Source organism: Spirulina subsalsa FACHB-351, from assembly GCF_026130165.1.
GTDB lineage: Bacteria > Cyanobacteriota > Cyanobacteriia > Cyanobacteriales > Spirulinaceae > Spirulina_A > Spirulina_A subsalsa_A.
Genome location: NZ_JAIHOM010000222.1, coordinates 1 through 3,529, shown reverse-complemented (window position 1 = coordinate 3,529; position 3,529 = coordinate 1). Strand labels below are relative to the sequence as shown.

The 3,529-nt window shown below is 47.4% G+C and carries 4 protein-coding genes and 1 pseudogene; 3 read left to right on the top strand and 2 right to left on the bottom strand.

What is annotated here, in order from left to right:
* Positions 1–374 (bottom strand): RNA-guided endonuclease InsQ/TnpB family protein (locus K4A83_RS22350; protein ID WP_265266926.1); only part of this gene is annotated, 374 nt, incomplete at its 3' end.
* Between the two features lie 99 nt (positions 375–473).
* Between K4A83_RS22350 and K4A83_RS22345 the strand changes: the two genes are divergently transcribed.
* The 3 genes from K4A83_RS22345 (at position 474) to K4A83_RS22335 (ending at position 3,286) form a co-directional block, all read left to right on the top strand.
* Positions 474–1,706: a glycosyltransferase family 4 protein gene (locus K4A83_RS22345; protein ID WP_265266925.1), complete on the top strand. Its 1,233-nt coding sequence runs from the start codon at positions 474–476 to the stop codon at positions 1,704–1,706.
* A gap of 373 nt (positions 1,707–2,079) precedes the next feature.
* Complete coding sequence (locus K4A83_RS22340) at positions 2,080–2,868, top strand: ParA family protein (protein WP_265266924.1); 789 nt, start codon at positions 2,080–2,082, stop codon at positions 2,866–2,868.
* Complete coding sequence (locus K4A83_RS22335; protein ID WP_265266923.1) at positions 2,861–3,286, top strand: hypothetical protein; 426 nt, start codon at positions 2,861–2,863, stop codon at positions 3,284–3,286. The genes K4A83_RS22340 and K4A83_RS22335 overlap by 8 nt, the downstream gene beginning before the upstream one ends.
* Before the next feature lie 119 nt (positions 3,287–3,405).
* Here K4A83_RS22335 and K4A83_RS22905 read toward each other — a convergent pair.
* Positions 3,406–3,529, bottom strand: a pseudogene (locus K4A83_RS22905) (photosystem II q(b) protein); the annotation flags it as partial.

Below are 3,529 nucleotides of genomic sequence, written 5' to 3'. Positions count from 1 at the left end.
TAAATTTGCCCATGGCGGTATTTGAAAGCCGACTGGGTAAATTCAGCACTGCCTCCCTGATGCTTCTTTTTGAAGTTAGGGTATTTTGCCCGACCATCAAAGAAGTTATTAAAAGCCTTCTGAAGATACCGTAATCCTTGTTGCAAGGGAACACAGCTAACATCATTGAGAAAATCGAGTTCTTCCTCTTTCTTCCATGCTGTTAACATCGAAGATGTTTGGTTGTACCCAATCCTTTCTTGCCTTTCATACCATCCCTGAGTTCTTGCCTGGAGGGCCTTGTTGTAAACCAATCGGACACAACCCAACGTGCGGCGCAAGAGGTGTTTTTGTTCCGGTGTAGGATAAAAACGGTAGCGATAGGCTTTTTCCATGCCTCACATTATAGCACATCCTTTGTGAGTTTGCTTTTAGTGCTAAAACTCAAGATGCAAAGCCGTCCTGAAGGACGGGGTTTCAGACCCATTTCTCTGATGAAAATTTTAATACTTAGTACATCTGACTTAGAAGGGGGGGCAGCAAGGGCAACCTATCGTTTGCATCGCGGTTTCCGTCAGATTGGTCAGGAGTCTCAGATGCTGGTTCGGGCTAAGTTGAGTCGAGATCCGGCGGTAAAAGCCGAACGCAGTCTGTTGACTAAGTTGGGACCTCCTCTTAATCGTCTTCCGTTGCGGTCTTACCCCCAACGGCCGGGTCAATTATTCTCCCCCCAATGGTTTCCCGATGCGATCGCCTCTACTGTTGCCCAGCTTAACCCGGATTTAATTCATCTGCACTGGATTTGCAATGGTTTTCTGCGGATTGAAACGTTAGCTCAGTTCAAAAAGCCTCTGTTGTGGACTTTCCATGATATGTGGCCTTTCACCGGGGGCTGTCATTATAGTGAGGATTGCGATCGCTATACTCAACAATGCGGCCACTGTCCTCAACTCCAAAGTCACTCCTTACGGGATCTTTCCCATCGTATCTGGCAACGGAAAGCGAAAGCTTGGCGGGGGCTTAACTTAACACTTATTGCGTCCAGCACTTGGATGGCCGATTGTATTAAAGCCAGTTCTCTGTTATCTCATTATCCCCTGCATATCATCCCCTGTGGTTTAGATTTAACGGTCTATCGCCCCATTGACCGAACAATTGCCCGTTCTTTGCTCAATTTGCCTTTGGATCGACCTTTGGTATTATTTGGTGCGATCGCCGCCACCTCAGATCCACGCAAAGGGTTTGATCTCCTCCTCGCCGCCCTCAAACACCTCGCCACCCAAAACCATCAACTCCCCCTAGATTCCCTTGAACTCCTGATTTTCGGGTCTGAATCCTCAGACCTCACCATCCCCTTCAAAGCCCACTATCTCGGGACATTGAGTGATGATCTCACCCTCGCCCTCATCTACTCGGCCGCCGATGTGATGGTAGTCCCCTCCCGTCAGGAATCCTTTGGACAAACAGCCTCTGAAGCTTTAGCCTGTGGCACTCCCGTTGTTGCCTTTAATACTACGGGGCTGAAAGATATTGTAGATCACCAGCAGAATGGTTATTTAGCCACCCCCTACGCGGTAGAAGACCTTGCTCACGGCATGGCTTGGGTTTTAGCCGATGGGGAACGCTATACTCAACTCTCCCACCACGCCCGTCAGAAAGCTGAACAATGCTTTGAGATTAAACAACAAGCTTACCGTTATCAAGCCCTAGCGCAGACTGTGTTTTGAAAAGAAAAGGGTGGGAGTTTGGAAACTCAGTGTCTTTAGACCTGAGAGTGTCAACCCCAACTTCAATTTGACACTCCCCCGCCTAAAGGCACGGGGATTCTCAGTTTATTGGGAGTCCCTTGACTCTCCGTCAGCAACGGAGGGAGAACATCACAATCTGGCACTTCTTCGCTCTACAAAAGGCTAAAAGTCCTATGAATCAAGGATTAGAGGGTTATTCGGCTATCTTCAAATAAACCCTAAAATTAGCTTTTTAGCTTTTTAGCTTTTTATTTTTTGTGTAAATTATTTTTTGTTTATTCACTAAATTAATTAAATAACCTTTTTAGCTATAATACATTTTATCTTTTCAACAAAAGCCACAAAGCTAATTATGTTAACCCTTGCGGTCGCCTCCCTTTCAGGAGGACAAGGCAAAACCACAGCCGCTCTGTTTTTAGGGCGTAAACTCGCTCAACTAGGCTATCCCACCTTACTGATTGATGCGGATCCCCAACACAACCTAACCACCTACTTAGGTTTAGAACTCAAACCCAACGAGCCAATGTTGTTAGAGTTCATCAAACAATCCGTCGAGTTGCAAGAGTCCATCTACCCCGTCACCGGAGAAGACAACCTGTTTCTCATCCCTGCCGATGACCAACTCGATGGAGTCGTGGATTATTTAGCCAGTAGTGGGGTAGGAGCCACCTTACTTAAACACCGTTTAGAACCCCTGACCTCCACCTTTAAAATCTGTGTTATTGATTCCCCTCCCCAGCGTTCCCAAATTTGTCTAACCGTCCTTGGGGCTGCCGATGGTTTAGTCATTCCCGCCGAAGCGTCCCTCAAAGGCTATGGTTCCCTCGTGCGGACTTTAGACCTTTTAAAGTCCATGCAGAATGTACGAGCCACTCAAGCCCAAGTGTTAGGCGTTATACCCTTCCGAGATCGTTGGATTGGCAACAATCAAAGCACTGAAAGCCGCTTGGCCGTTGAAGCCATGACCGAAGAAGTAGGCAAAACCCTAATGTTGCCTTCCATTCGGGAATCTGAACGCTATAAACAGGCCATTAATCGCCGTCAAACCTTAACCGACCTAGGCTATAGCGACCTGGAATATCCCTTTAGTCTTTTAATTGAAAGCCTCGTGCAACAGCTAGGAGAACCCAGTCATGTCTGATAATCTACTAAACGAACTCCGCCAAAAACGTCAACGGACCGTTGTTCCCCAACGGGAAGATACCCTCATTCAAGACACGACCTCTCCCCTCCCAGAGTCCTCCCTCTCTTCCCCTCCGGATGCTTTGCAAACAGAGAACACCTTAGCTGAACTCCAAGCTAAATTAGCCCGATTCCCCAAGATGCGGCGACGTTCTGCCGTTGTTTTAGAAGACCAAATCGACCAAGCCCTGACTCATTTTTGTAAAGACTCCAAAATCACCCTAGAAGTGTTCATTGAGGCCACATGGCAGGTGGCGGCTGAAAACCCCTCACTGCTCAACGCCATTCTGGTAGAAGCTCAAAAACGCTATCGTTCACGGAAAGAGGCGGGTCAACTACGACGTTTGATTACAATGCTTTCTCAAGAAGAGAATTGATTAACCCGTTTTCTCTCGTGCGTAGAAAGTCCTCCCATGGAAAAACGCCCCCCAATTTGGGAGGCGTTTAGACCCAATTCTCAATTTTTGATTAGCTTAGACCTGTTGGTTGATTTAACTTACCCGTTGATTTGGGGGGCAGTTAAAGCCACAGGAGCAGCTTCACCACTAGCTAAGTCTAAGGGGAAGTTGTGAGCGTTGCGCTCGTGCATTACTTCAAACCCTAAGTTAGCGCGGTTCAGG

Bases quoted from the DNA above. Each gene is read 5' to 3' on its own strand.
- K4A83_RS22345 (WP_265266925.1), top strand. From the start codon at position 474: ATGAAAATTTTAATACTTAGTACATCTGACTTAGAAGGGGGGGCAGCA.
- K4A83_RS22340 (WP_265266924.1), top strand. From the start codon at position 2,080: ATGTTAACCCTTGCGGTCGCCTCCCTTTCAGGAGGACAAGGCAAAACC.
- K4A83_RS22335 (WP_265266923.1), top strand. From the start codon at position 2,861: ATGTCTGATAATCTACTAAACGAACTCCGCCAAAAACGTCAACGGACC.